General features: G+C 65.0%; 22 protein-coding genes. 4 read left to right on the top strand and 18 right to left on the bottom strand.

Features of this window, described 5'->3' with window-relative positions; all coding sequences use genetic code 11:
- Positions 1–155: 155 nt before the first annotated feature.
- Positions 156–695 (top strand): LPP20 family lipoprotein, encoded by a 540-nt coding sequence (locus tag NMB41_RS01795; protein ID WP_494380784.1) that lies wholly within the window; start codon positions 156–158, stop codon positions 693–695.
- On the top strand, positions 685–1,869 hold the full coding sequence (locus NMB41_RS01790) for a flagellar assembly protein T N-terminal domain-containing protein (RefSeq protein WP_494380783.1): 1,185 nt from the start codon (positions 685–687) through the stop codon (positions 1,867–1,869). Before NMB41_RS01795 ends, NMB41_RS01790 begins: the two co-directional genes overlap by 11 nt.
- Position 1,870: 1 nt before the next feature.
- On the opposite strand, the gene NMB41_RS01785 is transcribed toward NMB41_RS01790, so the two are convergent.
- From NMB41_RS01785 to leuS, 12 genes are all read right to left on the bottom strand, one after another.
- On the bottom strand, positions 1,871–3,361 hold the full coding sequence (locus NMB41_RS01785) for a UdgX family uracil-DNA binding protein (protein WP_494380782.1): 1,491 nt from the start codon (positions 3,359–3,361) through the stop codon (positions 1,871–1,873).
- A gap of 2 nt (positions 3,362–3,363) precedes the next feature.
- Entirely contained in the window at positions 3,364–4,596 is a 1,233-nt protein-coding gene (locus tag NMB41_RS01780; protein WP_494380781.1) for a putative DNA modification/repair radical SAM protein, read from the bottom strand.
- A gap of 227 nt (positions 4,597–4,823) precedes the next feature.
- Entirely contained in the window at positions 4,824–6,413 is a 1,590-nt protein-coding gene (locus NMB41_RS01775; RefSeq protein ID WP_494380780.1) for an SEL1-like repeat protein, read from the bottom strand.
- 9 nt (positions 6,414–6,422) lie between these two features.
- A complete protein-coding gene (locus NMB41_RS01770) occupies positions 6,423–8,675 on the bottom strand; it encodes an EAL domain-containing response regulator (RefSeq protein ID WP_494380779.1) in 2,253 nt (750 codons plus the stop codon).
- Positions 8,676–8,682: 7 nt separating this feature from the next.
- The gene (locus tag NMB41_RS01765) at positions 8,683–10,836 is read right to left on the bottom strand and encodes an HDOD domain-containing protein (RefSeq protein WP_494380778.1); all 2,154 of its coding nucleotides are present in this window, start codon (positions 10,834–10,836) and stop codon (positions 8,683–8,685) included.
- 266 nt (positions 10,837–11,102) lie between these two features.
- Positions 11,103–12,380, bottom strand: coding sequence for a multidrug effflux MFS transporter (locus tag NMB41_RS01760; RefSeq protein ID WP_494380777.1), 1,278 nt, complete (start codon positions 12,378–12,380; stop codon positions 11,103–11,105).
- A gap of 6 nt (positions 12,381–12,386) precedes the next feature.
- Positions 12,387–13,577 (bottom strand): THUMP domain-containing class I SAM-dependent RNA methyltransferase, encoded by a 1,191-nt coding sequence (locus tag NMB41_RS01755; protein ID WP_494382915.1) that lies wholly within the window; start codon positions 13,575–13,577, stop codon positions 12,387–12,389.
- Between the two features lie 105 nt (positions 13,578–13,682).
- Positions 13,683–14,096: a CopD family protein gene (locus NMB41_RS01750; RefSeq protein ID WP_494380776.1), complete on the bottom strand. Its 414-nt coding sequence runs from the start codon at positions 14,094–14,096 to the stop codon at positions 13,683–13,685.
- Between the two features lie 27 nt (positions 14,097–14,123).
- Positions 14,124–15,389, bottom strand: a complete 1,266-nt coding sequence (locus NMB41_RS01745; RefSeq protein WP_494380775.1) for a glutamate-5-semialdehyde dehydrogenase — start codon at positions 15,387–15,389, stop codon at positions 14,124–14,126.
- A gap of 232 nt (positions 15,390–15,621) precedes the next feature.
- Positions 15,622–16,635: a DNA polymerase III subunit delta gene (gene holA, locus NMB41_RS01740; protein ID WP_494380774.1), complete on the bottom strand. Its 1,014-nt coding sequence runs from the start codon at positions 16,633–16,635 to the stop codon at positions 15,622–15,624.
- 7 nt (positions 16,636–16,642) lie between these two features.
- Positions 16,643–17,167 (bottom strand): LPS-assembly lipoprotein LptE, encoded by a 525-nt coding sequence (locus NMB41_RS01735; RefSeq protein ID WP_494380773.1) that lies wholly within the window; start codon positions 17,165–17,167, stop codon positions 16,643–16,645.
- Positions 17,168–17,170: 3 nt separating this feature from the next.
- Positions 17,171–19,813, bottom strand: a complete 2,643-nt coding sequence (gene leuS, locus NMB41_RS01730) for a leucine--tRNA ligase (RefSeq protein ID WP_494380772.1) — start codon at positions 19,811–19,813, stop codon at positions 17,171–17,173.
- Between the two features lie 176 nt (positions 19,814–19,989).
- Here leuS and NMB41_RS01725 point away from each other — a divergent pair, with 176 nt between their 5' ends.
- Complete coding sequence (locus tag NMB41_RS01725) at positions 19,990–20,838, top strand: transposase (protein ID WP_494380771.1); 849 nt, start codon at positions 19,990–19,992, stop codon at positions 20,836–20,838.
- 43 nt (positions 20,839–20,881) lie between these two features.
- On the opposite strand, the gene NMB41_RS01720 is transcribed toward NMB41_RS01725, so the two are convergent.
- The 5 genes from NMB41_RS01720 to NMB41_RS01700 all read right to left on the bottom strand — a co-directional run bounded on the left by NMB41_RS01720 (position 20,882) and on the right by NMB41_RS01700 (position 23,882).
- Positions 20,882–21,565, bottom strand: coding sequence for a transglycosylase domain-containing protein (locus NMB41_RS01720; protein ID WP_494380770.1), 684 nt, complete (start codon positions 21,563–21,565; stop codon positions 20,882–20,884).
- Complete coding sequence (locus NMB41_RS01715) at positions 21,562–21,837, bottom strand: hypothetical protein (RefSeq protein ID WP_494380769.1); 276 nt, start codon at positions 21,835–21,837, stop codon at positions 21,562–21,564. The genes NMB41_RS01720 and NMB41_RS01715 overlap by 4 nt, the downstream gene beginning before the upstream one ends.
- Before the next feature lie 267 nt (positions 21,838–22,104).
- Positions 22,105–22,431 (bottom strand): barstar family protein, encoded by a 327-nt coding sequence (locus NMB41_RS01710; RefSeq protein WP_494380768.1) that lies wholly within the window; start codon positions 22,429–22,431, stop codon positions 22,105–22,107.
- A 4-nt stretch (positions 22,432–22,435) separates the two neighbouring features.
- Positions 22,436–23,245 (bottom strand): 4-hydroxy-tetrahydrodipicolinate reductase, encoded by an 810-nt coding sequence (gene dapB / locus NMB41_RS01705; RefSeq protein ID WP_494380767.1) that lies wholly within the window; start codon positions 23,243–23,245, stop codon positions 22,436–22,438.
- Between the two features lie 7 nt (positions 23,246–23,252).
- Positions 23,253–23,882 (bottom strand): outer membrane protein assembly factor BamE, encoded by a 630-nt coding sequence (locus NMB41_RS01700; protein ID WP_494380766.1) that lies wholly within the window; start codon positions 23,880–23,882, stop codon positions 23,253–23,255.
- 79 nt (positions 23,883–23,961) lie between these two features.
- Here NMB41_RS01700 and fur point away from each other — a divergent pair, with 79 nt between their 5' ends.
- The gene (fur, locus tag NMB41_RS01695; protein WP_494380765.1) at positions 23,962–24,402 is read left to right on the top strand and encodes a ferric iron uptake transcriptional regulator; all 441 of its coding nucleotides are present in this window, start codon (positions 23,962–23,964) and stop codon (positions 24,400–24,402) included.
- A 78-nt stretch (positions 24,403–24,480) separates the two neighbouring features.
- Here the strand turns inward: fur and hrcA are convergent, their stop codons facing one another.
- Positions 24,481–25,500 carry a heat-inducible transcriptional repressor HrcA gene (gene hrcA / locus NMB41_RS01690; RefSeq protein ID WP_494380764.1) on the bottom strand — a complete coding sequence of 340 codons (1,020 nt, stop codon included), beginning with the start codon at positions 25,498–25,500 and terminating at the stop codon, positions 24,481–24,483.
- Positions 25,501–25,516: the final 16 nt, after the last annotated feature.

Here is a 25,516-nt window from a genome sequence, read left to right as displayed (position 1 = left end):
TTCGAAAACCTTGACACGCCGCTAATCCAGTAGCGATTTTGCGGATTTACAGGATAAATATTTCCGTACGTCCATCAAGATCCGGCGGCCGCGGCCGTTATCCAGAAGGATAGCGCGCCTTTCCGCGCGCCTGCACTTTGATTACCGGACCCGTCATGAAACTCGTTGCTGCCCTCGTCCTTGCCGCCGCCTCGCTGCTGTCTGCATGCGGCACCGTGCGCATCACCACCACGCCCGCCCCGGCTGCGCCATCGACAATCGTCACCCTGAACGCCACCGGCTACGGCGCCGTCAACATGGCGTCCTGCGAAGGCCAGTGCGACCGCGTCGCGCCGGCCCAGCGCAAGCTGCTGGCCATGCGCGCCGCGCGCCTGGACGCCTACCGCGCCATGGCCGAACAGGTGTACGGCCTGCGCGTCGAAGGCGGCAGCACGGTTGGCTCGCTCGCGCTGAAGGACGACAGTTTCAAGGTGTATATTGACGCCTTCATCCGTGGCGCGCGCGTGACCAAGGTCGCCCAGCGCGAAGACGGCACCTACGAGACGACCGTGGAGATGGATTTCGACACCAATGCGGCCCAGTCCCCAGCCCCTTCCCCGCACGCTGCCCCGGCAGTGGCGAAGAACGCGCGCAGCATGGTGGGCAACGCCGGTCCCGGCGCTGCCTACGGCGCCTCGTTCTACCATGCCCGCTAACTTGCGGCGTGCCTGCGGCGCCATGCTGGCGCTGCTCCTGACCTTTTCTCTTCCCGCCAGCGCGGCCCCGATCGAGGCCGAAGGCGTCGCCGCGATCGCCGAGGGCGGCATGGCGCGCGCACGCGAGAATGCCATCCGCGACGCGCTCGAGCAGCTGGGTCTACGCAGCGGCGCCCGCGTCGACGCCGCCGGCGGCGCCTCGACCCGCGGCCGGACCCTGGAAAGCAGCCGCGTGCAGCCGGCCTTCGATTTCGAGCGCTACACCGTGCTGCGCGAATGGCAGACCGGCCAGCTGCTGCACGTGCGCATCGCCGTCAAGGAAGAAGACGCGCGCCCGCGCGGCAGCGTCAACCTCGCCTACAAGAAGAAAATCGTCGTCACCCCCTTCCACCTGCGCCGCTCGCCGCAGCTGGACGACGTCGACGACATCGCCATCCGCCTGCCGCAAGAGCTGCTGCGCCGGATGAGCGCGAGCGGCAAATTCATCGGCAAGGAAAGCGCGTATGTGATTTCGCCCGGCGCCAAAGGGCCGAGCGCGGACACGGTTGCAGTGCGCCGCATCGCGACGATGTACGAGAGCCAGTTCGTGGTCTCGGGCGAGATCCTCGACGCCGGCAATTTCGAGCAGCCGGCCTACTACGGCCTGGTCAAGAAAGACGCGCGCCGCATCGAGATCGCCTTCTACGTGCACGACGGCTTGAGCGGCGTGCTGCTGGCACGGCGCACGGCGCTGGTTGAGCAGGTGGGCGAGCGCCGCGTCGGGCGCGACAAACCCTTCGGCAGCGCCAGCTTCGCCGCCACGCCCTTTGGCGGCGCCATCCTGCGCGCGCTCGACCAGGGCATCGCCGCCATCTCGGCCGATATCGCGGCGCTGCCCTTCATGGCGCGCGTGGTGCAGGTGCAGGGCGAGCGCATTTTCATCGACGCCGGCAGCACCTCCTCGGTCGCGCCGGGAGACCAGCTCGTGATCTACCGCCAGGAAGCGCGCCAGCAGGTGTATGGCCTTGACCCACTGGTGCCGCTCGGGGCGGTGGAGTCGCCGGTCGGCACGCTGACGGTGGTGCAGGTGCAGCCGGGCTTTGCGATCGGGACCGTGACGCCGCCGGCGCTTGCGCGCCAGGTCAGCGCCGGGGACATGGTGCGCTTCGATGTGGCGGTGATGCCGGGCCGGTGATTTACGCCGGCGGTTCTTCCGGCGGCCGTGCCAGGAGCTGCTGCGCCAACTTGAAGCCCTCGACCATCACATTGAAGGCCTGGTGCTTGGTTTCTTCATCCGGCACGCGCAGGATGTAGGACGGGTGGTAGACGGTGACGACCCAGTGTTCCCCGTGCCGGATCGCCTTGCCGATCGACTCGCCCAGCTTGGCACTGCCACTCCCCAGCACCGCTTTCAAGGCCGTCGCGCCCAGCGCCACGATGACCTTCGGTTGGACTGCCGCCAGTTCTTTCTCCAGCCAATAGCCGCAGGCCTCGACTTCCTTCTGCGCCGGCGTCTTGTGCAGGCGCCGCTTGCCGCGTGGCTCCCATTTAAAATGTTTGACGGCGTTGGTCAGATAGATCTCGCGCCGTTCCAAACCAGCCGCCGCAAACACCCGGTCCAGCAGCTTGCCGGCGGGGCCGATAAAGGCCTTGCCGGCCAGGTCTTCCTGGTCGCCCGGCTGCTCGCCCACCAGCATGATCTGCGCCTTCTTCGGCCCTTCTCCGCCCACGGCCTGGGTCGCGTGCTGCCACAGGTCGCAGCGCCGGCATTCGTCGAGTTTCGAAGGTTGCTGGCGCTCGGGCTGGGCATCGGCCGGGGCGATCGGGATGGTAAAACCGCTCTTGCGGCCGACCGCTTGCGCCTGGCCGGTGCTGCGCGCGCCGAGTTCCGCATTGCTGACCATGTTCGGCACGATCGCGCCCTCGGGCAGGTTCTTCCAGAAGCGCGACGGAATATGGCTTTGCAGCAGCTGGGCGTTGACGCGCGCTGGATTAAAAATGCTGCGGTAATAGGTCAGCCAGAGCGCTTCGCCGGTATCAATCAGGTCGGCCGCGCTGGTCATCAATGGCCCCGTGTGATGCAGCGTGGCGCCGTCCCACATCACGCTCGCCTCGGGCGTGCCGATCATCCAGGTGACGCCGCCCATGCGGTTTTTGAAATGCTCGGCCACCTGGGGCAGCACGTCGTGGCGCGGCTCGAACCAGGCGGCAAAGCGCGGCGGGCCGAGCTCCTCGGGGCGCTCGCGGAAACGGACGTAAGCATGCATGTCGTGCTCCTCGCGGCGCACCGCTTTCACCATCGCCGCGAGCTTGACGCCGTCGACGTCGGCCGGCGACTGCACGTCGTGCTCGCCGTGCACCCAGCGCCAGATCACCCGGTACAGGAAGGCCCAGCGGTCGGGGACGCGGCAGCAGGCGGCCGATTGCAGCATGTCCATGAAGGCGCGTGGAATGTGCGGTGCGGGTTTCACCGGGGCCGGCCCGGCAGGCACATTATCGTCAGAAGCATCCAGCGCGGGCGCACCCGAGAACAGGTCGGCGCCCAGCGTGCCGGCTTCGTTCCAGGTCACCAGTTCCGGCGCCACCTCGTGCATCAGCAGGTCACGCGCAGCCGTGCGCCACTCGGGAAAGCTGGAGACCACCAGCGTCCGGCCGGCGGCAACGATCGCAGCAGCACCGGCCGCCATGTTCACGCCGCCTGGAGTTCCGGCCAGAGGTTCATCTGCTCCGCCGGCGCGCCCAGATGGCGCCGCAGCAGGTCGGAACTGGCCAGGCCCTGGGCCGGCTTGTAGTCGGCGGTGACGACGAAGGGCGCGATCTTCTTCATGCTGCAGCGCAGGCGCGATAAATCTTCCCAGCGGATGCGGCGCAGCCGGCGCAGGTCGACGATGCGTTTCGCATTGCGCAGGCCGATGCCGGGCACGCGCGCGATCATTTCGGCGTCGGCGCGGTTCAGGTCCATCGGGAAGTGGTCGCGGTTACTCAGCGCCCAGGCCAGTTTCGGATCGACGTCGAGCGCCAGGTTGCCGGCCGCCGGCAGCAGTTCGCCCGCCGTAAAACCATAGCTGCGCAAGAGGAAATCGGCCTGGTACAGGCGGTGCTCGCGCAAGAGCGGCGGCGGCGCCAGCGGCACGCTGTCGGGGCTCTGCGGAATCGGGCTGAAGGCCGAGTAGTACACGCGCTTGAGTTTATAGCTGCCGTACAGGGTCTCGGCCGTGTTCAGGATGGTCTGGTCGTCGCTGGCGTCGGCGCCGACGATCATTTGCGTGCTCTGCCCGGCCGGGGCGAAGGCCGGCGCTTTTGGCTCCTCGGCCTTTTCGTCAAGCTTGCGCCGGATGGACCCCATCGCCAGTTTGATGGTGTGGACGTTCTTTTCCGGCGCCAGGCGCGTCACGCTGTCGTGGGTCGGCAGCTCGATGTTCACGGACAAGCGGTCGGCATACAGGCCCGCTTCGGCGATCAGCAGCGGGTCGGCATCGGGAATCGTCTTGAGGTGGATGTAGCCCTTGAAGTTGTGCACTTCACGCAGCGTGCGCGCGACGGCGACGAGCTGCTCCATCGTGTAGTCGCTCGACTGGATGATGCCGGAACTGAGGAAGAGGCCGTCGATGTAATTGCGCAGGTAGAAATCGTGGGTGAGTTTCACCACTTCCGCCACCGAGAAGCGGGCACGCGGGACATTCGAGGTACGGCGGTTGACGCAGTACTGGCAGTCGTAGACGCAGAAATTGGTGAGCAGGATCTTCAGCAGCGAGACGCAGCGCCCGTCCGGCGTATAGCTGTGGCAGATACCCATGCCCGTGGTCGCGCCGATACCGCCGTCGCTGCCATCGGACGCACGCTTGGGCGCCCCGCTGCTGGCGCAGGAGGCATCGTATTTGGCGGCGTCCGCCAGGATTTCGAGCTTGTCGGAAAGTTTCATCGGAATGGAGAAACTGTATGGGTGCACAGTATAAACCAGCCCGGGGAGGGTCGACGCGCGCGCGCAGTCGGCGGCGGGACAAAGGCGGTTCGTAGGATGGGCACTCCGTGCCCATGCGGAACGATGCGCTAACGAAACGCGATTATCCCCTGTGATGATAAGGAGTGGCTGCGTATTGAATTGCGACGACGCGACGCATGCAACCGCATGGGCACAGAGTGCCCATCCTACGCCGCTTCATGCCCCTGCAGCATCGCCAGCTGCCCCGCCTCCATGCGCGACGTGATCCGCTTCAGGTACGGTCCCGCGCCCGGAATGCCGCCGCCGGCCGCCCGCGCCAGCCAGCCATGGGCCTCGAGTAAATCGCGCTGCGTGCCCTGCCCGGCCGCATACATCACGCCCAGGTTGAACTGGGCGCGCGCATGGCCCTGGCGCGCGGCGCACAGGTACCAGAAGTGGGCAGCCTCGTAGTCGCGGGCGACGCCGTGGGCGCTGTCGAAGCGCAGCGCCAGCGCGAACTGGGCCAGCGCGTGGCCCTGGTCGGCCGCCTTGCGGTACCAGTGCGCCGCTTCGCGCGGGTCGCCCGTCTCGATGCGGTCGAGGAGCACGCCCACCATGTGCTGGGCCGGTGCGTATTCCTGGTCGGCCGCGCGCCGGTACCAGCCGAGGGCGCGCGCCGCATCCTGCGCCACGCCCGCGCCACTTTCGTAACGCAGGCCCAGGTCGAACTGGGCGCGCAAATGGCCTTGTTCCGCCGCCTGGGCGTACCAGTGCACCGCCTGCGCCGGATCGTGTTCGACGCCATTGCCGTTGTCGTAGAGCTGGCCCAGGTGATACTGGGCGGACGGCAAGCCCTGCGCGGCGGCCTGGCGGTACCAGTGCGCGGCCCGCACCGGATCGCGCTCCACGCCCTGGCCATGTTCGCAGCGCAGGCCGAGGTTGTCCTGGGCGGCGGCGTGGCCCTGTTCGGCGGCGCGCCGGTACCAGGTCAGGGCGGCGGCTTCGTCGCGCGGCACGCCGTGGCCGCTGTCGTAGATCAGCGCGAGGTTGAACTGGGAACTGGCGTGGCCCTGCTGCGCGGCGCGCTCGTACCAGTGCACCGCCTGCACGCTGTCCTGGGCCAGGTCCTGGCCCTTGTCGAAGCGCAGCGCGAGGTTGAACTGGGCCGGCGCGTGGTCCTGCTGGGCGGCGCGGCGCAGCCAGTCGAGCGCCTGGGCAGGGTCGCGCGCGACGCCCTGGCCGCTGTCGTAGCGCAGCGCCAGTGCGAACTGCGAGCGCGCATAGCCCTGTTCGGCCGCGCGGCGGTACCAGTCGATGGCGGCATCGGTATCCTGGGCCACGCCCTTGCCGCCATCGAACATCATGCCGAGGTTGTGCTGGGCGCCGGCGTCGCCCTGGCCGGCCGCCTGGCTGAACCAGTGCAGTGCTTCGGCCACGTCGACAGGAGCGCCCTGCCCCTTGGCGAACATCCAGCCAAGGTTGTACTGGGCCGGTGCATAGCCCTGCTCGGCCGCGCAGCGGTACCAGTACAGCGCCTGCGCGTGGTCCTGGGCAACGCCCTGGCCCTTCTGGTACATGACGCCGAGGTTGTACTGGGCCTGCTCCAGGCCGGCCGCTGCGGCCTTGCGGTACCAGGCCACGGCCAGTTCGTAGTCGCGCGCCACGGCCTGGCCGTTGACGTACATGAAGCCGAGCTGGTGCTGGGCGCTGGCCAGGCCGCGCTCGGCGAGGCCTTTGACGCGCAGGAATTCGGCCGTGTGGCGCTCTCCCGGGCCGTCCTCAAGCACGGTCGCGCTGCCTGGCGTGGCCCGGTCCATCACGAACGGTCAAGCACGCCGCGCGAGCGGCGTGGGGAAGACGATGGGCTGCATCACGCCCGGCACGGCGCCTGCCAGCGGCGCCTGGGCGCGCAGCACGCCGATGAAGTTCGACAGAGAGATTGGGCGGTGGAAAAGATAGCCCTGCATCGTCTCGCAGCCGTTCGAGCGCAGGTAGTCCGCTTGGGTTTCGGTCTCGACGCCTTCGGCCACCAGGTGCAGGTTCAGGCCGCGCGCGATCGAGATGATCGCCAGGATCACCGGATAGTGCCCGTTCGCGTCGTGGATCTCCTTGACGAAGGACTGGTCGATCTTCATCGTGTGGATCGGGAAGCGGTGCAGGTAAGACAGCGACGAATAGCCGGTGCCGAAGTCGTCGATCGCGACCGACACCCCGAGCTGGCACAGTTTGTTCAGCTGCTCGATCGCGTACTGCGGATTGCGGATGCAGATGTTCTCGGTGATCTCGACCTCGATCTGGGCCGGCGAAATCCCGTAGCGCACCAGCGCGCCGCGCATCTTTTCGAAGAAGTCGCCGCGGTCGAGGTATTGCGGCGACAGGTTCAGGGACAGGCGCACCGCCTGGCCGCTGGCCATGTTCCATTGCAGCATATCGCGGCACAGCGCGCCGATCATCCAATCCGAGATCGGCAGCATCAGGCCATTCTCTTCGGCGAAGGGCAGGAACTCGCCTGCGGACAGCAGGCCGCGCGTCGGGTGGTTCCAGCGCATCAGCGCTTCGGCGCCTACAATACGCCCGCTGCCCGAATCGATCTGCGGTTGGTAATACATCTCCAGCTCGCCATGCTCGAGCGCGCGGCGCAGCGATTGCTCGAGCGCGATCTTCTGGTGCGACACGTCGAGCATCGAGTCATGGTAAAAACTGTGGCCGTTCTTGCCCAGCGCCTTGACCTGGTACATCGCGATATCCGCGTGGCGCAGCAGCTCGTCGATCGATTCGCCGTCGCCCGGATAGATGGCGATGCCGATCGAGGCCGAGATGTGCACTTCGTGGCCGTCCAGGTCGAAGGGCCGGTGCAGGCTTTCCAGGAATTTGTCGGCGATGACGCGGGCGTCGTCGCGGTCGCGCAGTTCCGGCAGCACGATGGTGAATTCGTCGCCGCCCTGGCGCGCCAGCGTGTCGCCCTTGCGCAGGCAGTCCTTCAAACGCACCGCGACCTGCTGCAGCAGCTCGTCGCCCTTGACGTGGCCGAGCGTGTCGTTGACCAGTTTGAACCGGTCCAGGTCGATGAACATCACGGCCAATTCGGTCAGCTTGCGCTTGGCCTGGATCACGGCCAGGCCCAGGCGGTCCTTGAACAGGATGCGGTTCGGCAGGTCGGTCAGGATGTCGTGGTAGGCCTGGTAGGAAATGACTTCCTCGGCGCGCTTGCGATCCGTGATGTCGCGTGCGACGCCGTAGGTGCCGAAGAACTCGAGCTTCTGCACTTCGCTGTCGGGCACGTGCATGCCGATCGAGTTCAGCGAGATCGTCATCAAGGTGTTGTTGAAGGTGCGGTCGCCGCTGTTGCTCTTGGCGCCGCGGCACTTCAGGCGCAATTCGACGTTGCGCGAAGCGCGCTCGTCGACGCGGCGCTCGTTGAAGACGTAGCGCGCACGCTCCAGGTCTTCGTCGTGCACCAGGATCGAATAGTGCTTGCCGATCAGTTCATCGCGCGAAAAACCCAGCAGCTGGTAGGCGCGGTCGTTCACAAAAGTGAAGCGGCCTTCGTGGTTCAGCGTATAGATGATGTCCGGCGAGCTGTCGACCAGGTAGCGGTACATCTTTTCGGAGTTTTCCAGCTGCTGCGCCATGAGCGTGTTGGCCACGGCCAGGCGGCGCTGCTCGAGCGCATTGCCCACCGTTTTCATCAGCTCTTCGCGGCTGTAGGGCTTGCGCAGGTAGTCGTAGGCACCGCGTTTCAGGGCGCCGATGGCTGCATCGATGCCCACTTCGCCGCTCATCACGATCACGTCGGCGTCGAGGCCGCGTTCGTTCATGAAGTCCATGATCTCGTGGCCGCCGATGTCGGGCAGGCGCAGGTCGAGCAGGACCAGGTCGAAGCGGCTGCGCGACAGGTGGGCGATGGCCTCGCTGCCGGAGCTGGCGGTGGTCAGGTCGAAGCCGCGGTCGCGCAGCAGTTCGTAGAGCGAGGCGAGCAGGCGCGGCTCGTCGTCGACGAGCAGGAGGCGCGGCTGCGGAGCGGTGTCTGCATGCTGGGCGGGGAAGGCCGGATCCCCACCGTTACGATACTCGTTCATCATGACCTTAAACTGAACCTAGTGCGCGTGCCGTCAATGCCGGCGCAGCGCTGGCGCCGGACCAAGCCGGCAGCAGAATTTCGAATGCGGTGCCGCCCCTGCCGCTGCGGCAGGCGATCTGGCCGTTCATTTTCTTCACGAGGCCGTGCACGATCGACAGGCCCAGGCCCCGGTGCGTGCCATCCTTGGTGCTGCGTACAACCGAGAACAGGTTCGCCATCACGTCCGGCGACAGGCCCGGCCCGGTGTCGGTCACGGCCAGTTCGACGTAGAGCTGGCGCTCGCGGTGGACGCTGCCGCGGTTGACGATTTCGATGCGCCCGCCGCCGCTGTCGGCCAGCGCCTCGACCGCGTTCTTGACCAGGTTGACCAGGATCTGCTTGAGCAGGTCGGCATCGCCCTCGACCAGGCGCGCGTCGCCGCCCATGGCGGTGGCGATCTGGACGCTGTTCGGCACGAACTGGCCGGCGCGGAACAGGCGCACCACGTCGTCGACGACCTTGGCCACGTCGAGCGGACGCGGGCCGCTTTCCTGGGGCTTGATGTCGGCCAGGGTGCCGATCAGCTGGCCGACGCGGTCGATCTCTTCGTTCAGCACCGACATCTCGGTGGCGACCGGTTCCTGGCGCGCCAGCTTGCTGTCGAGGACACTCAGGTAATTCTTGATGATCGACAGCGGGTTGTTCACCTCGTGCACCACGCGGCGCGAGGCTTCGCGGTATTCCTCGGCCACGCTGGCGAGCTGGCGGCGCGCGTTGCCGCGCTCCGACAAGGCCGTCTCGAGCGCGGCGGCGGCCTGGGCGCCGAAGGACTGCAGGAAGCGCTCGCGCTTCTGGCAGCCCGCCACCTGCCAGGCCGCCACGCCGCCCACCATCACGCCCAGGCAGCGGTCGCCGGCCACCAGCGGCAGGCAGACCAGGCTGTCGGTGCCGAGCATGCGGAACAGCTGCTCTTCGGCCAGGCTCAGGGGCTGGCCTTCGCGCCCGATGTATGCAGTGCGGCGCTGCAGGGCGGCGCCGGCGACCAGCCCGCCTTTATTGAGCGGGATGGCGAATTCGGCGATGCGCTGGGTCGTGCCGCCGGGGGCGCCGATCAGCATCTGGCCGGTCGGGTTCTCCAGCAGGATCACGGTGTTATCGAAGTCGAACAGGATGCGCGCCGAACGCGTCATCGATTCGAGCAGGTCGGACTCGCCCTGCTGGCGCGCGAAGGTCTGCCCCACTTCGGACACCAGCACCAGGTTGCGTACTTCTTCCGACAGGCGCTGCTGGATCGGATCGATCAAGGGCGCCGCGTACGCCGGCGGCGCCGGGATGTCGTCGGCGCCGGCCAGGTCGATGCCGAGGTGGATCGCGGCCTTGTCGACCTGGCGCGCGGCGCTGGCCAGCATCGGACCGAGTTCGCCGGCATCGAGGCCGCACAGGGCGGCGCCGTCGTCGAGAGCGGCCTTGTCGTCCGGGTGGCTCGACATTAGGTGCGCCAGGCGCACGATGCGGATCAGGGGATGGGCCGACTCGAGGCGTTCGCTCGACTCGTGGTGGTACAGCACCGCGTCGGCCAGGAAGGAATCGAGCTGCCAGCGCTCGATCAGCCAGGCGCCGGCTTCAGCGTGGGTGATCTGGAGCGTGCGCTGCTCGACGGCGCACAGGTCCTCGTCGTCGAGCGCGGTAAAGTTGAAAGCGTATTCCTTCGGTGCGGTGGCCAGCAAGGCCAGGCGCCCGACATTGTGCAGCAGGCCCGCCAGGTAGGCTTCTTCCAGGTGCGGGTAGTCGATGCGCTGCGCGATGTCGCGCGCAATGACGGCCGCGCTGAGCGAGCGCTTCCAGAAGGCGCGCAGGTCGGTACTGCCCGAATGGGGGAAGCTGTTAAAGGTCTGGAATACCGAATCGCTGATCACCAGCGTCTTGATCATGTCCGTGCCGAGGGCGACGAGGGACTGCTCGAGGTTCACGCCGCGCTGGTTGCGGTGGTAGGCCGAGCTGCTGGCCACGGCGAGCAGCTTGCCGGTCATGCCCGCATCGTTGGCGATCAGGGCGGCCAGTTCAGGCATGCCAAGGTCGTCGGCCTGCAGATGCCCGATCAGCTTGATGAGTATCTGCGGCATCGCCGGGAGCCGGGCAATCAGCAGGCGATTACGGATATCCTGGTCTGGTTGTTGCATTGTCTCGAGCGACGCCACGGTACGAAGTTTTTGGGGTGGCATTCCCGGACCGGGCTACCACGACAGACGTTCATGTAATCTCTGGATAAGAAGGCAATTCTTGGTGTTGATCCAGATCAAAAAGCCGTCTTAGCATATATACATTTCTGATTGGGAACAATACTTTCTGTTAAAAGTGTGATTTTCCCGCTTAAGAATGATGCTTTTTGCATGAATGTATTGACAATTTGAAACAAAACTACGCCCATAAACCTGCTGTTTGCGATTCAAGGCTTGCGGGCCAGGATTTTACGGTACTGGCGTGAGGTCAGCCAGAACCCGAGCGCCAGGATCGTGAAGCCGGCCTGGCCGAGCGCCAGCGCCAGCACCGAGTGCGACAGGGCCGGAGCGATGACCCCGGCGACGATCGCGCCCAGCAGGGTGACCAGGAAGGACTGGCAGGAGGCGGCCGTGCCGCGGATATGCGGGAACAGGTCGAGCGCGAGCAGCGTGGCGCCCGGTGAAATGAGTGCGCTGCCGAAGGTGAAGAAGAACATCGGCAGCACGGTCCACGGCAGCGCCGGCGGCAGGAACAGGTGGTAGCCGACATTGAAGGTGACGGCGCTGAGCATGAAGGCGAAGCCGATCCCGATCTGGCGCGCGAAACTGTACTTGCCGGCCAGGCGGTTGGCTGCCATCGAGCCGAGGAAGATCCCGCCCACGGTCGGCACGAACAGCCAGGCGAAGTCGGACGGGCCAAGCTTGAGGTGCACCGGCAGCAGCACCGGCGAGGCGGTAATGTAGAGGAACAGGCCGGCGAAGTTCAGGGCCGTGACGCCCGCCTTCATGTGGAACAGGAAGGAACTGAAGATCGCGCCATAGCTCTGCGCCAGGAAGCGCGGATTGAAGGGCTGGCGCTGCGCCGGCGGCACGGTTTCGGGCAGGTGCTTCCAGCACACCCAGCCCAGCACCACCGTATAGGCCGACAGCGCAAGGAAGATCGCGCGCCAGTCGAACCAGGTGACGATCCAGCCGCCCAGCACGGGCGCCAGGGCCGGTGCGATCGAGAAGATCATCGTCACCATCGACAGCAATCGCGCGGCCGGCGCGCCCGCATACAGGTCGCGGATGATGGCGCGCCCGACGACCACCCCCGCCCCGGCCGAGACCCCCTGCATGATGCGGAACACCCACAGGTAATGAACGGTGGACGCGGCCGCGCAGCCGAAGGTGCCGATCGCGAACACGACCAGCGACACCAGGATGACGTTGCGCCGCCCGAAGGCGTCCGACAGCGCGCCATGCCAGAGCACCATCGCGGCAAAGGCCAGCATATAGGCCGTCAGGGTCTGCTGCACCTCGATCGACGAGGCATGCAGGTTCGCCATGATCAGCGGGAAGGCCGGCAGATACGCGTCGATCGAGAACGGTCCGAGCATCGCCAACCCGGCCAGCAGGGTTGCCAGCCCACCGGCCGACAGCATGACGATCTTGTGCGGCGCCGGCAAAGGCACCGGGATGACAGGATCCTTGGGCAGCTGGTCGGGGTCGCTCGGTGGCAGCATGGCGGATCAGTTCGCGTCGGTCGGCAAGTCGGTCTTCGGCTTGGCTTCCTCGCGGCGGTTATAGCCGGCCACCATGTCGAAGCGGAACAGGCGGCATTCCAGGGCGCCGTTGAAGAACGGCGTCTTGCGCGCTTCTTTCAGGCGCAGCAGCTTGGGCAGCGACAGGTCGGCCGTGAACAGGAATACGGTCCAGCCGGCGAAGCGCTGTTTCAATGTGGTGCCGAGCGCGGAATAGAAGGACACCGCCATCTCGTCCGGCGCCATGGTCGAGTCGCCGCGCACGCCGATCCGCTCGCCGTAGGGCGGGTTGGTCAGCAGGATGCCGGGGCCGTCGACTGGCGGCGACACATGCTGGGCCTCGATCTGTTTCAAGGGGACCTCGAACTGGATGCCGGCGATTTTCAGGTTATGGCGCGTCATCTCGACCATGTCGCCGGAGATGTCGGAGCCGAAGATCGTCGGTTCCGCCGGCAGCGGATTGGCCTTGATCGCGGCTTTCATCTCTTGCCAGGCTTCGCGCTCGAAGTCGGCGAACTTTTCGAAGGCGAAGCGGCGGCGTGCACCGGGCGGAATGCCCTGCACCATCTGCGCCGCCTCGACCAGGATCGTTCCCGAACCGCACATCGGGTCGAACAGGGGCGTGCCCGGCTTCCAGCCCGACACGCGCAGCATGCCGGCGGCCAGGTTCTCGCGCAGCGGCGCGTCGCCCGTCTCTTCGCGCCAGCCGCGCTTGAACAGCGCTTCGCCCGAGGTGTCGAGGTAGATGATGAAGTTGCGCGCGTCGAGGAAGCCGACGATGCGCATGTCCGGCTCGCGCGTGTCGACCGAAGGACGCTTGTTGAACATGTCGCGGAAGCGGTCGCAGATCGCGTCCTTGATTTTCAGGGTCGTGAACTCGAGGCTTTTGAGTGGCGACTTGACGGCCGTGACGTCGACGCGGATCGTGTGGTCGACGCCGAACCAGTCTTCCCACGGCTGCTCGAGCACCAGGTCGTAGATGTCGTTTTCGTTGTTGTAGCTGCGCTGGCCCATGCGCATGAGCACACGCGAAGCGATGCGCGAATGCAGGTTGACGCGATACGCGTCGACCAGGGTGCCCGAGCAGTGCACGCCGCCGGGAACCTGGTTGTGAACCTTCAGCGTCGGACTGTGCGCCGCGGCGATTTCAGTGAGTTCTTCGGCGAGCGCCGCTTCCATGCCGCGCGGGCAGGGGCAAAAATAGGAGGTCATGGGGGTACCCTTTGTCCGTAAGTGAAAAATAGTGTGGCCGGGCGCGCCTGCGCACCCGGCCGGGAATGCAAATTAAAACGGTTTGACGACGACCAGGATCACGATCAGCATCAGCAGCACGACCGGCACTTCGTTAAACCAGCGGAACCAGGTGTGGCTGCGCTTGTTCACGCCGCCCTCGAATTTCTTCAGGATCGAGCCGCAGGCATGATGGTAGCCGATCGCCAGCAGCACCAGCGCCAGTTTCGCGTGCAGCCAGCCGCCCTTGATGTCGAAACCCAGCCATAACCAGAGGCCCAGCAGCAGCGCCGGAACGGCGAGGATCGTGGTGAACCGGAACAGCCGGCGCGCCATGCCGAGCAGGCGGGTGGTGGCCGCAGGATCGGTTTCCTGCGCCAGGTTGACGTAGATACGCGGCAGGTAGAACAGGCCGGCGAACCAGGAGGCGATGAAGATGATGTGGAAGGCTTTGATCCAGAGGTACATGGGTTCCTTGTTATTAGCTGCGTATTATTAACTGCGTATTTCGCCGTGACCGAACACGACGTACTTGAGTGAAGTGAGTCCTTCCAGCCCGACCGGGCCGCGCGCGTGCAGCTTGTCGTTCGAGATGCCGATCTCCGCGCCCAGGCCGTACTCGAAACCGTCGGCAAAGCGGGTAGAGGCGTTGACCATTACCGAGGCCGAGTCGACCTCGCGCAGGAAACGCAGCGCCGCGCTGTAGTCTTCGGTAATGATGGCTTCCGTGTGCTTGGACGAATAACGGTCGATGTGGTCCATCGCTTCCTCGATGCCGGCCACCACCTTGACGGCCAGGATCGGGGCCAGGTATTCGGTGCTCCAGTCTTCTTCGACGGCGGCGGCCAGGTGCGGATAGCCGGCCAGGATCGCCTGCGCTTCTTCGTCAGCGCGCAGCTCGACTTCTTTCGTCTTGTAGAGCTCCGCCAGCTGCGGCAGCACGGCCGCAGCCACCGAACGCGCCACCAGCAGCGTTTCCATCGTGTTGCAGGTGCCGTAGCGGTGGCATTTGGCGTTGAAGGCAATCGGCAGCGCCTTTGCAATATCGGCCTTGTCGTCGATGTAGACGTGGCAGATGCCGTCCAGGTGCTTGATCATCGGGACCGTCGCTTCCTCGATCAGGCGCGCAATCAGCCCCTTGCCGCCGCGCGGGACGATGACGTCGACATACTGCGGCATCGTGATCAGGGTGCCGACCGCGGCGCGGTCGACGGTATCGACCACCTGCACGGCGTCCAGCGGCAGGCCGGCCCTGGTGAGGCCTTCGGTGACGAGCTTGGCCAGCGCGCGGTTGCAGTGGATCGCTTCCGAGCCGCCGCGCAGGATCGCCGCATTGCCGCTCTTGATGCACAGGCCCGCCGCGTCGACCGTCACGTTCGGGCGCGCTTCATAGATGATGCCGATGACGCCCAGCGGTACCCGCATCTGGCCGACCTGGATGCCGCTCGGGCGCGACTTCATGTTCGAGATTTCGCCGATCGGATCGGGCAAGGCCGCGATCTGGCGCAGGCCTTCGACCATGGTGGTGATGGCGGCGGGCGACAGGGCCAGGCGGTCGAGCAGGGCCGGCGCCAGTCCGCCCGCGCGCGCGGCGTCGAGGTCGAGCGCATTGGCCGCCGCCAGCTGCGCCGCATCGCGTTCGATGGCCTCGGCAATCAGGAGCAGCGCGCGGTTACGCGTCGCCCCATCGGCGCGCGCCATCGCACGCGAGGCAGCGCGGGCGTTGCGGCCCAGCGTGTGCATGTAGTCGGTGATGTCCATGGTTGATTCCAATTAGCGTTGAGGCATTAGATATCGAGGCGTTTCGATGTGCGAGCGTGCGTTGAACGCGTGGGCGGGAGACCCGCCCACCCTACGGGTTGCTGCATGCTGGGTCGATGAGGTATCCCGTACGGGGTCATTGAGGCCAATGGCCTCAATGACGGGTTCACCGGGCACTCCGTGCCCACGCGGATCATGCGCACCAATAACGGCGCACCTGCAGGTCCGTTATCTACCGCGCCACCTTCATGGCCAGCTGCAGCATCGCATCCCACGCATCCCCCGCGAACGCCTTGGCCCGTAATCCCTTGACCATCTTGTCGACCTGCGCCGCCTCCTGCAGCGCCGCTTCCAGCGTAGGCAAGGAAATGCGGCGCAAAGCCGGATCCATCATCCGTTCGCGTGGTCCCCAGATGCGGTATTCCTTGAGCAGCGCCCCGAGCGGCCTTCCCTGCGCCATCCCGGACTTCAATTTTAACAGCGTGCGGATTTCTTCGGAGACGGCCCACAAGACCAGCGGCAGCGCCTCGCCCTCGCCCTTGAGCCCCTCGAGCATGCGCGCCAGGCGTGCCGGGTCGCCCATCAGCATCGCCTCCGACAATTTGAACACGTCGTAGCGCGCCACGTTCAGCACCGCGTCCTGCACCTGCTCGTAGCTCAGCTTGCCCGGTTCGTGCAGCAGGCCCAGCTTCTGGATTTCCTGGTGCGCGGCCAGCAAATTGCCCTCGACGCGGTCGGCGATGAAGTCGAGCGCGGTGCGGTCGGCGCTCTGCCCTTGCGCGGCCAGGCGCTGCCCGATCCAGTTCGGCAGCTGCGCGCGCTCCACGCTCGGGATCTCGATATAGACCGCGGCCTGCTGCAGCGAGGCCACCCAGGAGGCCTTGGCCGTCTGCCAGTCGAGCTTGGGCAGCGTGATCAGGGTCAGGTTGTCGGGGCTGAGGTCCTTCGCATAGGCCTGCAGGGCGGCGCTGCCGTCCTTGCCGGGCTTGCCGCTCGGGATGCGCAGCTCGATCAGTTTTTTATCGCCGAACAGGGACAGCGCCTGGTTCGCCGCCAGCAGTTCGCCCCATTTGAAGGTACGCTCGACGGTGAGCACGTCGCGCTCGGTATGGCCGGCCGCGCGCGCGGCGCGGCGGATTTTATCGGCCGCTTCCAGCGCCAGCAGGTGTTCGTCGCTGGTGATGACGTACAGCAGCGCCAGCCCCTTTGCCAGATGGGGCTCGAGCGCCTCAGGCCTTAATTGCATTACCGTCTCACTGCGCTGCTGGTGGCTTCAGCGCCGCCAGGCGGCGCATGATCTGCTGCACCAGGTCGGATTGCATGTCGCGGTACAGCAGCGCTTCTTCGCCTTCCTTGGCCAGCAGGGCTTCTTCGCTGAAGGCGAGGTTGCGGCGCAGCGTGATCTCGGTCGGGCCCAGCAGCAGGTTGCCGGTGGCGTCGCGCACCTGGAATACCAGCGTGTAGCCGAGCAGGTATTCGCGCACGCGGCCCAGGTTGTTCAGCGACAGGATCGTCTTGTTGCGCGCTTCGGAGAGCACTTCGAAGCGGGCCTGCGCATCCTGCGGCTTGCTCGCGATGACGACCCGGTCGCCGGCGCGCAGGTTGCGCTTGAGCTCATTGCCGAGCGGCGAAGTGTCCGGGAAGGCCAGGTAGATGCTGGTAAACGGCATGGTGTAAGCGCCGTTCGAGCCGCGCAGGTGGAAGCCGCAGGCCGACAGCGTGGTAACGAGCAGCAGCGCCGCACAGGCGCGCGCAAGGAAGGAGGTTTGAGCGCGCATGCCTTACACCACGATGTTGACGAGTTTGCCGGGTACGACGATGATCTTCTTCGGCGTGCCTTCGATGAACTTCTGGACCGATTCGGACGCCAGCGCGGCCGCTTCGATCGAGGCCTTGTCGGCGTCTTTCGCCACCTTCACCGAGCCGCGCAGCTTGCCGTTCACCTGGATCATCATCTCGATCTCGGCCTGCTCCAGCGCTTGCGGGTCGACTTCAGGCCACTGCACGTCGAGGATGCCGCCGTAGACGCCGGCAAAGCCCAGTTCCTGCCACAGCGCGTGGGTGATGTGCGGCGCCACCGGGTTGAGCATGCGCAGGAAGATCGACAGGCCTTCGGCCACGACCGCGTCGCCCGCCACGCCTTCGGGCAGCTTGGCTTGCTCGATCGTGTTGAGCATCTTCATGCAGGCCGAGACCACCGTGTTGTACTGGATGCGCTTCAGGTCGTAATCGGCCTGCTGCAGGATCTTGTGCACTTCGCGGCGCAGGGTTTTATGCGCTTCTTCAAGGGTGCCTTGCTGCTGGCCAGCCAGGGCCGCCGCGATGCGTTCGCGCTGCGCGTAACCATAGGCCCAGACGCGGCGCAGGAAGCGGCTTGCGCCTTCGACGCCGCTGTCCGACCATTCCAGGGTTTGCTCCGGCGGCGAAGCGAACATCGTAAACAGGCGCGCGGTGTCGGCGCCGTATTGCTCGATCTGCGCTGCAGGATCGATGCCGTTGTTCTTCGACTTCGACATCTTCTCGGTGCCGCCGATTTCGACTGGCTGGCCGTCAAGCTTCAGGGTCGCGCTCTGCGGACGGCCCTTGTCGTCGAAAACGAGTTCCACGTCGGCCGGGTTGAACCAGGTCTTTTTACCCGACGCGTCGACGCGGTAATAGGTCTCGTTCAGGACCATGCCCTGGGTCAGCAGGTTCACGAAGGGCTCGTCGAATTTCACGAGGCCGAAGTCGCGCATGACCTTGGTCCAGAAGCGCGCGTACAGCAGGTGCATGACGGCGTGTTCGATGCCGCCGATGTACTGGTCCATCGGCATCCAGTAATCGTTGCGCGCGTCGACCATGGCATCGTTCGAGCCAGGCGAGGTATAGCGCATGTAGTACCAGGACGAATCGATAAAGGTGTCCATCGTGTCGGTCTCGCGGCGCGCCGGCTTGCCGCACTTCGGACAAGTGCAGGCCAGGAATGCTTCGTCCTTGTTCAGCGGGTTGCCGGTGCCGTCCGGGACCAGGTGCTCGGGCAGCACGACCGGCAGGTCGGCTTCCGGCACCGGCACCACGCCGCACTCGGCGCAGTGGATCATCGGGATCGGCGTGCCCCAGTAGCGCTGGCGCGAGATGCCCCAGTCGCGCAGGCGGAAGGTGACCTTCTTGTCACCCAGCCCCTGGGCGGCGAGGTCGCCCGACACGGCGTTGACGGCCGAGGTGTAATCGAGGCCGTCGTACTTGCCCGAGTTGATGGTGCGGCCGTGCTCCTTGTCGCCGTACCACTCCTGCCAGGCATCCAGCGAATATTCCTTGCCTTCGACTTCGACCACCTGCTTGATCGGCAAATTGTATTTTTTGGCGAATTCGAAATCGCGCTCGTCGTGGCCCGGCACGCCCATCACGGCGCCGTCGCCATAGGTGATCAGGACGTAGTTGCCGACCCAGAGCGGCACCTGCTCGCCGGTGACCGGGTGCGTGACGAACAGACCCGTCGGCATGCCCTTCTTTTCCATCGTCGCCATGTCGGCTTCGATGACGGAACCGAGTTTGCACTCGGCGATGAAGGCCGCCAGCTCCGGATTGTTCTGTGCGGCGTGCTGGGCCAGCGGGTGTTCGGCCGCCACGGCGCAGAAGGTCACGCCCATGATGGTGTCGGCGCGGGTGGTGAAGACGTACAGTTTGCCGTCGTTGATCAGTTCACCGGCGTCGTCCATGATCACGTGCGGGAAGGCGAAGCGCACGCCGACCGACTTGCCGATCCAGTTGGCCTGCATGGTACGCACGCGTTCCGGCCAGCCCGGCAGCTTGTTGTCGACATAGTCGAGCAGTTCGTCGGCGTAATCCGTGATGCGGATGTAGTACATCGGGATCTCGCGCTTCTCGATCGGCGCGCCCGAACGCCAGCCCTTGCCGTCGACGACCTGCTCGTTGGCGAGCACGGTCTGGTCGACCGGGTCCCAGTTCACGGTACCGGTCTTCTGGTAGATGATCCCTTTTTCCAGCATCTTGAGGAACATCCACTGGTTCCACTTGTAGTACTCGGGCTTGCAGGCCGTCATTTCGCGCGACCAGTCGATGGCCAGGCCCATCGACTCCATCTGCCCGCGCATGTGGGCGATGTTCGAATAGGTCCACTCGGCCGGCGGCACATTGTTCGCCATCGCCGCATTTTCGGCCGGCATGCCGAAGGCGTCCCAGCCCATCGGCATGAGCACGTTGTAGCCGTTCATCCGCAGGTAGCGGTACATCACGTCATTGATCGTATAGTTGCGCACATGGCCCATGTGCAGCTTGCCGGATGGGTAAGGCAGCATCGAACAGGCGTAGTACTTGCCCTTCGGGAAACGTGGGTCGTGCTCGACGGCCTTATAGGCATCGATCGACTTCCAGTACGCCTGCGCGGCCTGTTCAACTTCGGCTGGACTATATTTATCTTGCATGATGTTCTGCGGACGGAATGTGGGAGGGTGGAGCAGAACATTATACTGGTTCATCTGGAAAGAGCTGGGGTCAGGTCTGACATTCGGACACGAGCTCAACTACATATTCAGGCCTGCCCGGCAGACAACTGCGCAATCTCAGCGCTACGGAGCAAGCAGCCAGTACCGTTACGGGTATGACGCGACCACTCCGACTCGAATTTCCCGGCGCCCTCTACCATGTCACGGCGCGCGGCAACCGGCGTAATCCAATCTATCGGGACGATGGCGATCGCCGTGCCTGGCTGGACATACTTGGACGGGTGTGCGAACGCCACCACTTCGTCGTCCACAGCTTTTGCCAGATGACGAATCACTATCACCTGCTGGTCGAAACAGTGGAGGGGAATCTTTCGCAGGGCATGCGCCAACTCAATGGCTTGTACACCCAACGTTTCAATTGGCGGCACGGCCTTGTCGGGCACCTGTTCCAAGGGCGTTACAAAGCCATTTTGGTGCAGAAAGAAAGTTATCTTTTGGAATTGTCCCGGTACATCGTGCTGAATCCATTGCGCGCAAAACTGGTGTCGTCCCTGGACGATTGGCAGTGGAGTAGCCATTATTTTGTCAGCCAGGAACACTCTCTGAGTTGGCTCGAGCGTGATTGGCTACTCGGCCGGTTCGGCACTGCTCACGCGGCAGCCGTCGCTGCTTATCGGGCATTTGTCCTGGCAGGAATTAGCAAAGCCAGCCCGCTCGCTGCCACCCGTCACCAGATCTTGTTGGGCGACGATAATTTTGTGTCGCACCACCAGCAAATGCAACGGTCCGAAGAACTCGTGGAAGTTGCCAGGACAGAGCGGCGTGCAGTGGCGCTTACGCTTGCCGCGTATCAGGCTAGGTACGCCGACAGAAGCGAAGCAATGGCACGCGCCTACCTGTCGACCGCGTTCACAATGCCCCAGATTGCATGCGCTTTCGGTGTATCGGCCAAAACAGTCAGCCGGGCTGTTGCTGCTTTTGAGAAGGTGAACTCAGTGGACTAAGGTAGCGTCCGTGTCCGAATGTCAGACCTGACCCCAGCAGTTTTTAGCGGCCGCAGTGCGCGTAGGTCGTGTCGAGCCAGCCGTCGGGCCGGCAGCGTCCGGCCAGCACGGCGCGCACCCGCGCCAGGCGCAGCTGGTAAGCGTCCCGGTTGCGGGTGGGGTGAAATTCGTTCGGCGCCTTGATCATGGCGACCAGCCCTGCCATCTCGTCATCGTGTACTGCTGCCAGCGGCTTGCCCAGATAGGCCTGGGCGGCGGCCGTGAGTCCCCTCACCTGCCGTCCTTCATGCCGGCCCATGTAGACGGTCGCGGTGTAGAGCGCCAATTGGCGCTCTTTCGATGCGCTGGCGTCGAGCACCAGCGCCATGGTGTCGCGGCCGAGATCGACCTTCTTGCAGCACTCGAAGACGGCGCGGTAGAAGCGCTGCAGTGCGCCGCTCACACCCGTCATCGGCACGTCGTACAGGAACAGCTCGCGCGCCACTGCCGAAGAAATCGTCGCGACGCCCTGGCCGTCGGCCAGGCTCAGGCCATGGTGCGTCAAGAAGGTGGGGTCTTCGATCTTCAGCAGGATGGCAAGCTGGCGTGGCGACAGGGGCGACTCCTGCGTGGCCGGATGCCGGGCCAGCAGGGTGTCGACCGAGGCCGCTGCCCACCCGGCCACGACGGCGAGATAGACCAATACCAGTGTGGCGATTGCGAGCAGCGCCTTGCCGAGCCGCCTCATGGGACGGTAGCGAGCAGCGGATACGGCGCATGCCCATCCAGCTCGCGCAGGAAGTCCTGCGCCAGGTAGTGCGGGATCTTGTGGTACTCGTTCAGCACGCGTGCGCGGAATTCATCGTGCTCGTGCCAGCGTTCAGCCGGCAGGCCGAAGTAGTTAATGGCGCAGGCCGAGACGGCGATGCCGGGCCAGTGGCGGGCCAGGGTCATCAGGTAGCGGCGCATGGCGCAGACTTTGCCGATGACGAGGATGCTGTCGATCTCGGCCAGGTTCATGTGCTCCGCCACCTTGCGGCGGCCGAGGAGGACGTTTTCGCCGGTAGAAGGTCGTCTGGAGTCATGTCCATCTCGGGCATGCATGGGTTGGTGGAGCTGCTGCTGCGCTGTTAGTGGTGCGCATGATCCGCGTGGGCTCGGAGAGCCCGGTGAACCCGTCATTGAGGCCATTGGCCTCAATGCCCCCGTACGGGCATTGCCGCGGGCCGCTTGCATGCAAAAGGCGGAGGCGCCGCAGGCCGTTTGCGGGCAAAAGGCGAAACCCGGTTAGCGCAGCACCAGTTCCAGCGCCGGCTTCTCGCCGTAGTCTTCGTAGCGCTCGTTGATGCCGCCGACGCAGAAGACGATCTCGTCGATCAGGTCCGGCAGGCGCTTGCGCAGGGCGGCGCTGTCGGTGATGACGATTTCCAGGACTTCGTTCGGCTGCAGCCGGAACTTGGTCATGTTTTCTTCGTCGCGCAGGTAGCTCAGGCAATCGACCCAGGTGTCGATCGTGTCGCCCGAGGCCGTGTGAAAGCCGAAAGCGTTGCGGCTCTCGGCGAAGAAGGTCGCTTCGTTGAGGATTGCCGCGCCGTTCAGTTCTGCCACTGCCATGGGATCATCCTTTCAGGGACAACACGTCCTGCATGTCGTACAGGCCGTTGGCCTTGTCCGCAATAAAACGCGCGCCGCGCAGGGCGCCGTGTGCGTAGGTCACGCGGCTGCTCGATTTATGGGTGATTTCGATGCGCTCGCCGGTGCCGGCAAAGAGTACCGTATGGTCGCCGACGATGTCGCCGCCACGCACGGTGGCAAAGCCGATGGTCGACGGGTCGCGCTCGCCGGTCACGCCTTCGCGCCCGTACACGGCGCAGTCCTTCAGGTCGCGCCCGAGTGCGTCGGCGATGACCTCGCCCATTTTCAGGGCGGTGCCGGACGGGGCATCGACCTTGTGACGGTGGTGCGCCTCGATGATCTCGATGTCGTAGCCTTCATTGAAGCTTTTCGCCGCCATCTCCAGCAGTTTCAAGGTGACGTTGACGCCCACGCTCATGTTCGGGGCGAAGACCACCGCGATTTTTTCGGCGGCGGCGGCAATGGCCGCTTTCCCGGCGTCGTCGAAGCCGGTGGTGCCGATCACGATCTTGACATTGTTCGCCGCGCAGAAGGCCAGGTGTTCAAGCGTGCCTTCCGGACGCGTGAAATCGATCAGGCAGTCGGCGTCGCCCAGCGCGCGCGCCAGGTCGGACTCGATCGTCACGCCGGTGAGCTGGCCCGAGAAGGCGCCGGCATCCTGGCCGACGAAGGGAGAATCTGCGACGTCGAGGGCGCCCGCGAGCACGGCATCGGGAGCGGCGCCGATCGCTTCGATCAGCATGCGGCCCATGCGCCCACTGGCGCCGGCGACCGCAATTTTCAGTTGCGTCATGACAGTCTCAGGGCGTGTTCGAGGAAGTGGCGGGCGTGGCCGCGGTCGACGGCTCGACCGGACGGGAAATGGCCTCGGCTTTTTTCGCGTCCTTGGCGACCTTCCTGGCGGGACCGGCGATGCGGTCGATGTATTCGCGCTCGGTCGGCAGGTTGCCGCCTTCGAAGCGCTCGACGACGTCATCCTTGAAATAGATGGTGACGCGGCTGGTGGTCAGCTCGCCATTGCCGCGCGCGAGGTAGAACGGATAGTCCCAGCGGTCGGCGTGGAACATGTCCATCAGCATCGGCGTGCCGAGCAGGAAGCGCACCTGTTCGCGGGTTTGTCCCACTTTCAGCTGGCTCAGCATTTCTGCCGAGACGAAGTTGCCTTGCTGGATGTCCGGGCGGTAAGGCGAGAAGATCCACAGGAATTTCTGCAGTTTCGTGCCCTGGGTCGTTTGCGCACCAGCATTGGCCAGCGATGCCGAGATGCCGGCGTCGGACTGCAGGGCGGCGGCGGACGTATTCACCGGTGCGGCCGGTTTGGTCTGGTTGCGCCAGGATGCGCAGCCGGACAATACAAGCGTGCAGGCAAGGGCGGCGGCGAGCGTGCCCCGGGCCTTGGCGCGATGAACAACGGCATCAAAGAGACGCATAAGTAACCTCAAAACGTTTAAGCGGGAGCTTCCAAAACGCTATATCATAAAGCACTCCGCCCATCTACGAGTAACAAACATGAGTAACAGTCCTACCGACCTGAAGGCGAGCGGCCTGAAGGCGACCCTGCCGCGCCTGAAGATCCTCGAAATTTTCCAGAACAGCGAAGTGCGGCACCTGACGGCGGAAGACGTCTACAAAATCCTGCTGGCCGAAAACATGGACGTCGGCCTGGCGACCGTCTACCGGGTGCTGACCCAGTTCGAGCAGGCGGGCCTCTTGAACCGCAACCACTTCGAAACCGGCAAGGCGATCTACGAACTGAACGCCGGCTCGCACCACGACCACCTGGTCTGCCTCGATTGCGGCCACGTCGAAGAATTCTTCGACGAAGAAATTGAGTCGCGCCAAAACAGGATCGCCGCCGAACGCGGTTTCAAGATCGCCGAGCATGCGCTGGCAATCTACGGCCATTGCATCAAGCCGGCCTGTCCGCACCGCGGCGGCAGCGGCAGCTAAGAACAGTTTGCATCCGCAATAACAAACGGCGCCGCGGCGCCGTTTCTTATTGGTGCGATCGTACGGCAGGTCCTCGGCCTAGGGATGGCTCAGCGCATTCGACAGTAATTTCGCGGTGATGTCGACAATCGGGATCACCCGCTCGTAGGCCATGCGGGTCGGGCCGATGACGCCCAGGGTGCCGACGATCTTGCCGTTCACCTCGTAGGGCGCGGTGACCACGCTCATCTCGTCCATCGGCACCAGCTTCGATTCGCCGCCGATGAAAATCTGCACGCCGCCGGCCTTGCTCGACATGTCGAGCAGCTGCATGAGGCCGGTCTTTTGCTCGAACATCTCGAACATCTGGCGCAGCGAAGTCATGTTCGAGGACAGGTCCGAGACCGACAGCAAATTGCGCTCGCCCGAGATGACCATCTCGTTGTTGCCCTCGGCCATTTCGCTGCCCGCCTCCACCGCCGTCTGCATCAGGCCGCCGATATTTTCCTGCAGCTGGCGCAATTCTCCCGTCAGGCGCATGCGCACTTCGTCGAAGGTCAGGCCGGCGAAATTCTGGTTCAGGTAGTTGGCCGACTGGATCAGCTGGGTCGGCGTGTAGTCGACCTCGGTGAGCAGCAGGCGGTTCTGGACGTCGCCGCGCGGGTCGACGATGACGAGCAGGATGCGCTTTTCGGACAGGCGCAGGAATTCGATTTGCTGGAACACCGATTCGCGCCGCGGACTTTGCACGACGCCGGCAAACTGGGTCAGCGAGGACAGCATCTGCGCCGCGTTGGCGATGATTTTTTGCGGCTGCTGGAGCGGCAGGCGCATGCTGCCGGCGTCGACGCCGTGCTGGCCGTCGAGGTGCTGCACCGTCAGCAGCGTGTCGACGAACAGGCGGTAGCCGCGCGGCGTCGGCACCCGGCCGGCCGAGGTATGGGGACTGGCGACATAGCCCATTTCCTCGAGGTCGGCCATGATGTTGCGGATCGTGGCCGGCGACAGGTCGAGGCCGGAAATTTTCGAGAGCGCACGCGACCCGACCGGCTGGCCGTCGGCGATATAGCGCTCGACGAGGGCTTTCAGCAGGGTTTGGGCTCGGGGTTCAAGTTGCATGGGAAGTGGAGGCGCG

It is taken from the genome of Massilia sp. FBCC-B171, assembly GCF_059134155.1.
This window is presented reverse-complemented; position numbering and strand designations above follow the sequence as displayed.

Coding starts and splice junctions, on each gene's coding strand:
- NMB41_RS01745 (WP_494380775.1), bottom strand. CDS start 15,389: ATGGACATCACCGACTACATGCACACGCTGGGCCGCAACGCCCGCGCT.
- NMB41_RS01760 (WP_494380777.1), bottom strand. CDS start 12,380: ATGCTGCCACCGAGCGACCCCGACCAGCTGCCCAAGGATCCTGTCATC.
- NMB41_RS01775 (WP_494380780.1), bottom strand. CDS start 6,413: ATGGACCGGGCCACGCCAGGCAGCGCGACCGTGCTTGAGGACGGCCCG.
- NMB41_RS01735 (WP_494380773.1), bottom strand. CDS start 17,167: ATGCGCGCTCAAACCTCCTTCCTTGCGCGCGCCTGTGCGGCGCTGCTG.
- holA (WP_494380774.1), bottom strand. CDS start 16,635: ATGCAATTAAGGCCTGAGGCGCTCGAGCCCCATCTGGCAAAGGGGCTG.
- hrcA (WP_494380764.1), bottom strand. CDS start 25,500: ATGCAACTTGAACCCCGAGCCCAAACCCTGCTGAAAGCCCTCGTCGAG.
- fur (WP_494380765.1), top strand. CDS start 23,962: ATGAGTAACAGTCCTACCGACCTGAAGGCGAGCGGCCTGAAGGCGACC.
- NMB41_RS01700 (WP_494380766.1), bottom strand. CDS start 23,882: ATGCGTCTCTTTGATGCCGTTGTTCATCGCGCCAAGGCCCGGGGCACG.
- NMB41_RS01790 (WP_494380783.1), top strand. CDS start 685: ATGCCCGCTAACTTGCGGCGTGCCTGCGGCGCCATGCTGGCGCTGCTC.
- NMB41_RS01795 (WP_494380784.1), top strand. CDS start 156: ATGAAACTCGTTGCTGCCCTCGTCCTTGCCGCCGCCTCGCTGCTGTCT.
- dapB (WP_494380767.1), bottom strand. CDS start 23,245: ATGACGCAACTGAAAATTGCGGTCGCCGGCGCCAGTGGGCGCATGGGC.
- NMB41_RS01750 (WP_494380776.1), bottom strand. CDS start 14,096: ATGTACCTCTGGATCAAAGCCTTCCACATCATCTTCATCGCCTCCTGG.
- NMB41_RS01780 (WP_494380781.1), bottom strand. CDS start 4,596: ATGAAACTTTCCGACAAGCTCGAAATCCTGGCGGACGCCGCCAAATAC.
- NMB41_RS01785 (WP_494380782.1), bottom strand. CDS start 3,361: ATGGCGGCCGGTGCTGCTGCGATCGTTGCCGCCGGCCGGACGCTGGTG.
- NMB41_RS01725 (WP_494380771.1), top strand. CDS start 19,990: ATGACGCGACCACTCCGACTCGAATTTCCCGGCGCCCTCTACCATGTC.
- NMB41_RS01715 (WP_494380769.1), bottom strand. CDS start 21,837: ATGAACCTGGCCGAGATCGACAGCATCCTCGTCATCGGCAAAGTCTGC.
- NMB41_RS01720 (WP_494380770.1), bottom strand. CDS start 21,565: ATGAGGCGGCTCGGCAAGGCGCTGCTCGCAATCGCCACACTGGTATTG.
- NMB41_RS01770 (WP_494380779.1), bottom strand. CDS start 8,675: ATGAACGAGTATCGTAACGGTGGGGATCCGGCCTTCCCCGCCCAGCAT.
- NMB41_RS01765 (WP_494380778.1), bottom strand. CDS start 10,836: ATGCAACAACCAGACCAGGATATCCGTAATCGCCTGCTGATTGCCCGG.
- NMB41_RS01710 (WP_494380768.1), bottom strand. CDS start 22,431: ATGGCAGTGGCAGAACTGAACGGCGCGGCAATCCTCAACGAAGCGACC.
- leuS (WP_494380772.1), bottom strand. CDS start 19,813: ATGCAAGATAAATATAGTCCAGCCGAAGTTGAACAGGCCGCGCAGGCG.
- NMB41_RS01755 (WP_494382915.1), bottom strand. CDS start 13,577: ATGGAAGCGGCGCTCGCCGAAGAACTCACTGAAATCGCCGCGGCGCAC.